The 3046-nt window shown below is 66.4% G+C and carries 1 protein-coding gene and 1 pseudogene; both read left to right on the top strand.

Annotated elements, in window-relative coordinates:
- Positions 1-321: 321 nt before the first annotated feature.
- A pseudogene (locus tag AB0F29_RS41485) lies at positions 322-1697 on the top strand (IS1380 family transposase).
- A gap of 277 nt (positions 1698-1974) precedes the next feature.
- Complete coding sequence (locus AB0F29_RS41480; RefSeq protein ID WP_361884184.1) at positions 1975-2292, top strand: hypothetical protein; 318 nt, start codon at positions 1975-1977, stop codon at positions 2290-2292.
- The last annotated feature ends 754 nt before the right edge of the window (positions 2293-3046 follow it).

Raw genomic sequence — 3046 nt, 5'->3', positions numbered from 1 at the left:
ACGCCACCCCCGCAACTACCTGGCCTTTCTCGGCCTCGCCGCAGCCCTCTGCTGCTACAAGCGACTCCTCCGACTCACCACATAGGACACGGTCTAAGTCATACCTTTTCGACGAAAATACCCAACAGTGCCCGGAGGGCTACGTACACGAAGAAGAAAAGCCCAAAGAGTGCCACGATGGCCCCAAGTGCTAGAGCGTGCACCATGTCGAAGTCCCCCGAGGTGTGGGTGGCCGCTCGCAGTGGGCGGGAAATACTCCTGGCCCGCACCGGTAGAGCATGTTGAGAGCCTTGTTGGCACGATGAAGGAAGCACTCTTCCGGTGAAGAAGCGTATCGGGCCCTATCCCCGCGTCCGAGTTCAGGGCGACGGCCGACAGGTCGTCTCCCAGGCCGGGGTGGTCCTGCTCGTCGAAACGGTCCGCAAGACCGGCCTTGACCAGGCCATACCCAGGCTCTCGCTCCGTGGCGCAAACCGCGGGCCGTCCACGATCCCGGCAAGGCCCTCCTGGACGTGGCCCTGGCAGTCGCACTGGGCGGGGACTGTCTTGCGGACGTCGCGATGCTGCGGTGCGAGTCGGCCGTGTTCGGCGCAGTCGCCTCCGACCCGACCGTATCCCGACTGATCAACAGTCTCGCCGCCTCCGGCGAGAAGGCCCTGCGGGCCATCCGGTCCGTACGGTCCGAAGCCCGTTCTCGCACCTGGTGGTTGGCGGACCGGAACGCGCCGGATGCCGATGGGCAGGTCACAGTCGATCTCGACGGCGTCCTCGTGATCGCGCACTCCGACAAGGAGGACGCGGCCGCGACCTGGAAGAAGACCTATGGCCATCACCCCCTGATGGCCTTCGTCGACCACGGATCCGGCGGGACGGGTGAGCCGGTCGCCGCTCTCCTCAGACCGAGGAACGCTGGCTCGAATACGGCCGCCGACCACATCACCACCGCTCAGCTGGCCTTGACCCAACTGCCGAAGAAGCACCGCCGGGGACGGCAAACGCTGATCCGTACCGACTCCGCGGGCGGCACCCACGACTTCGTGTCCTGGCTCGCCCGGCGAGGACGGTGGCTGTCCTACTCAGTCGGCATGGTGATCACCGAAGTGATCCACCAACACGTCTTGAACGTCCCGGCCACGGCTTGGACCCCGGCCGTCGAGGCGGACGGAGAGATCCGCGACGGTGCCTGGGTCGCCGAACTCACCGGCGACCTCCTGGAGGGTTGGCCCAAGGGCATGCGGCTGATCGTCAGGAAGGAACGGCCGCGCCCCGGGGCCCAGTTGCGGCTCACCGACGCGGACGGCATGCGGCTGACGTGGTTCGCCACCAACACCTCGGGCCGGCCGATCGCCGAACTCGAACTTCGTCACCGACTGCGGGCCCGGGCCGAGGACCGCATCCGAAACGCCCGGGCCACCGACCTGCGCACCCTTCCCCTGCACCGCACCGACCAGAACCGGATCTGGCTGGAGATCGTGCAGATCGCCCTCGACCTGCTGGCCTGGATGCCGATGCTCGCCCTGACCGGCAAGGCCCGCCTCTGGGAACCCCGCCGCCTGCGGATCCGTCTGTTCACCGCGGCCGGACAACTCGTCACCACCGGCCGCCGCCGGATTCTCCGCCTGACCCGGCACTGGCCCTGGACCGGCCACATCACCGCCACACTCGACCAGCTCGCACTCCTGCCAAACCTCGGCTGACCAGCAACTTTCCCGTCCCTACGACAGCAGCCCGACACCGGAGCAGTGGAACCCGGCGCCTCCCCGAGACGACACGCGGGCCCTCGACCTGCGCACTCTCAGCCCACGGCACGAAAACGGTCCACCGACTCCGTCGGCGGACCGTCACGAGAACTTCGAGGTTAGGTCCGCACAGCTCGCAGCTCTACCTCTGTGAGCTTGATCCGCTTTGACGGACATTCGAGATCAGGGGTGGCTCAAGTCCGACCGAGTGCCGGATGCCGAGACATACGCGTCAATGCGGAGCGTCATCAGTCCGTGGGCTCAGCACGACCGGGTGTGGGCGGATGTAATTGCTGCCTTCGGTCCTCCGTCGGTGCTGTTCGGCGGAATCAATCCGCTCTACGGAAAAACCCTCGGCTATGTCACCCAGGACACTGCAGAGCCGATGATCTCCTTTCGCCTGTGGAACGGCACCGTGCCAGGGTCCGACTCGTCATGGCCCCCGGATCGGGAGGCGTCGTTGCTTCTCGCGGTCCGCTGTGGTGATGGCCCGTTCGCCGATCGATTCACGTTCACACCGGAAGGTCAACGTCGGCGCCCGGAGATCGCTTGACACCAGTGACGCGCGAACTCAGGGTGTTGGGTTGGGGCGCTGGCTCGCTGCCCCTTCTACGGTGCGTTCTCGCTGACCTCCTTGCGGCGCTGCCCGGGCGGCGGGGTGGCGGCCACGAAGTCGGCGCTCAGCACGTCGGCGTACGCAGCCAGATCATCGTGCGTGGCCACCACGGCGCGGACGATGCGGTTGATCGTGTCCGAACGGGCAAGCCGTGCGATAGGGGGAGGGGCGTGCCATGACTCAATCCTTTCACGGAACCGAGTCTCTACCGAACCCGGAACGGCTCACCCTGCGAACTCCGTCTGACGACAGAGACCGTGGAGAGCCCGTTGCGTTGAGAGGGTGCGCCGTTTCACTCGGCGCTGGATCGCCCCCGCAGGGGGCCGAGGTTCGGAAGGAGATGACCTTGGGGCTGCCCGCCTGACCTGGACGCGAAAGCGCGAGGGGACAACAGCATGGCGGGAAAGCGTGGAGCGTTGAGAAGGCGTCAAAGGCGCTGCCGCGCAAAGCCCGCGTGATATGGCGAAAGCCACACTGCCTGAAGCCAAGTCACCAGCGGTGGAATACGTACACCCTGCGACACGACGTCTTAGTACTCCAGCCGGACTTCGGTGTATGTCCTGGTCAACGGCTTGAGTGTGGGGATTTTAGCGGGGTGGTGCCGGGTGTGGGGCGGGTTCGCCCGGCCTGTCCCGCGAAGGAGTGACCGCGCCGTGTGTAGTGACAGCGGCGGGCCCGGGCCTGGTGTCGG

It is taken from the genome of Streptomyces sp. NPDC026589 (assembly GCF_040638385.1).
Taxonomy (GTDB): Bacteria; Actinomycetota; Actinomycetes; order Streptomycetales; family Streptomycetaceae; genus Streptomyces.
The sequence above is the reverse complement of the archived record's forward strand: the minus strand, read 5'-3'. Positions and strand labels throughout refer to the sequence as shown.